We start from the raw sequence: 2,199 nt of genomic DNA, 5'->3' as shown, positions 1-2,199 counted from the left end.
TCGTTGTCGTTGGTAACGTGATCCTGGGCGGCACCGGCACGCACTTCAACGGTTGTGTCGGCACTTTCGTTCGGCGTGATTTGCGCTGTGTAAATCCGTGGCCCGCCAGACACTGCCCCAACTGTTCCGTTTGTGCTGATGTCAGCGGTCGTAAAGCCGGTGACATTTTCACTGAACGTGAACGTCGCTGTGAAGGTGTCTTGCCCATCTGTATCCGAAGGAACCCCGGTAATGRTGACTGTGGGTGCCGCGGCATCGAGCCAAGCCGTAGCCGTGCTTGAGGCTTCGTTGTCGTTGGTAACGTGATCCTGGGCGGCACCGGCACGCACTTCAACGGTTGTGTCGGCACTTTCGTTCGGCGTGATTTGCGCTGTGTAAATCCGTGGCCCGCCAGACACTGCCCCAACTGTTCCGTTTGTGCTGATGTCAGCGGTCGTAAAGCCGGTGACATTTTCACTGAACGTGAACGTCGCTGTGAAGGTGTCTTGCCCATCTGTATCCGAAGGAACCCCGGTAATGATGACTGTGGGTGCCGCGGCATCGAGCCTGGCCGTAGCCGTGCTTGAGGCTGTGTTGCCGATGCCATATGCATCTTGAGCGGCACCGGCACGCACTTCAACGGTTGTGTTGGCACTTTCGTTCGGCGTGATTTGCGCTGTGTAAATCCGTGGCCCGCCAGACACTGCCCCAACTGTTCCGTTTGTTATGATGTCAGAGGTCGTAAAACCGGTGACATTTTCACTGAACGTGAACGTCGCTGTGAAGGTGTCTTGCCCATCTGTATCCGAAGGAACCCCGGCCATGATGAAATTGGGTGCTTGGTTAGGCGAACATGTATAGTGATTTCTGAACTGAGTGGTATAGTCGGCATCTGAATAAGCGATAAATTTATATTCACCCGCATATGGCGCGGCAAAACCCCAAGTCTGTCCCAGCCTGGTACCGTTCACTGTCATAAATTGTTGCTGATCAAGAAAATATATTTGATCCCCAGGCTGGGCAACAATTGTAATACGGACGTAAGCATACGATGTTCCGCCATCCTCCGGGAGCAGTGAGCCGCAATAGTGGTATCCAATTCCTGCAGACGCTTTGTTTGGAACTGCTGACACGCCGAATGCCGCCATGCAAATTATAAGTATTAACTTAAAATTATATTTAGTTCTTACTGGTATTATTTTTAATAAAAATGTCAATTTACATAAACTCAGCTTGAGATAACTGATGCTCTATTAACTTTATTTCTATCGCTTCATTTTTACCTTAGCGGCCGATCCGGCAGTTTGGCTTATGGGTTGCCAAGCCATTGCCCTCCACTGTCTGGGCCTCTTGTCGTGAAAAGCGCTTACCCGAAAGGCACGCATAGCCATCGGCGTTTGCCCCGATTCAGATATTTATGGTGGCGGGGGCGGCACGCGTGAGTTGTGTCAAACGACACACTTCCAGTTAGAAAACTTCCGGCTTATGCCAGCGGTTTTTTGAGCGAGCCTCATGGATGAAAACCCTCCATGTGCCGGCGCTTGATCCGTGCTTCAGCTATCGGTGCGAGGATGTGGTGAGAACCCTGGAAACTGTCTGCACGCGGCTTGGTTACCCCAAGACGATCCAGGTTGATCAGGGCTCCGAGTTCACTCCAGGTATCCGGAATTATGGGCCAGTCAGCGTGGCATCACACTGGGCTTCTCGAGACCGGGAAAGCCGACGGACAATGTCTTCATTGAGGTCGGTTCAGGGCGGAGTGCCTTAATACGCATTAGTTTTTTAAGCATCGAGGATGCAGCCGAAAAGTTGGCGTATTGGTGCAAGGACTCCGCGCTGATTTGGATGGAACTCGTTAGGCGCTTTGCCGAACGCCCTCCAATCGCGGTCAAGTGGTTCATGATCGTCTTCCGGAACCTCTATCGTCGCCTGGAGCCCGTTCAAATCAGCAGTGGGTCAGAACCGTTTGGCGACTTTCAAGCCGAAATAGTTGTCTTTAGCATCGCGGCCGAATGCACCCTGATAGTCCACCGCGGCCTGAAGCTCCTGCCCCAGATCCAGCGCCATGCCCATCTCCACATTCGCCGTGTCGCGAGCCAGCGGGACGCCATGCACCTGGAACGTGTGACTGTCCGCAAAGGCCATCTGGCGGGACAAGTCCTCGTTGCCGATCAGGCGCCGCCAGGCAAGAGAACCGTAGAGTTTGAGCGGGCCGATCTC

The 2,199-nt window shown here is 53.3% G+C and carries 2 protein-coding genes and 1 pseudogene; 1 reads left to right on the top strand and 2 read right to left on the bottom strand.

From position 1 onward, the window contains the following. A partial coding sequence (locus OA90_RS27725; RefSeq protein WP_199823891.1) for an Ig-like domain-containing protein occupies positions 1 to 1,196 on the bottom strand: 1,196 nt, incomplete at its 3' end. Between the two features lie 311 nt (positions 1,197 to 1,507). Here OA90_RS27725 and OA90_RS29750 point away from each other — a divergent pair. After that, positions 1,508 to 1,791 (top strand): annotated as a pseudogene (locus OA90_RS29750) (DDE-type integrase/transposase/recombinase); the annotation flags it as partial. Between the two features lie 144 nt (positions 1,792 to 1,935). Here the strand turns inward: OA90_RS29750 and OA90_RS27715 are convergent. Beyond that, on the bottom strand, positions 1,936 to 2,199 hold a 264-nt coding region (locus OA90_RS27715), incomplete at its 5' end, for an autotransporter domain-containing protein (protein WP_156510723.1).

Source organism: Labrenzia sp. OB1 (genome assembly GCF_001624695.1).
Lineage (GTDB): Bacteria > Pseudomonadota > Alphaproteobacteria > Rhizobiales > Stappiaceae > Roseibium.
This window is presented reverse-complemented; position numbering and strand designations above follow the sequence as displayed.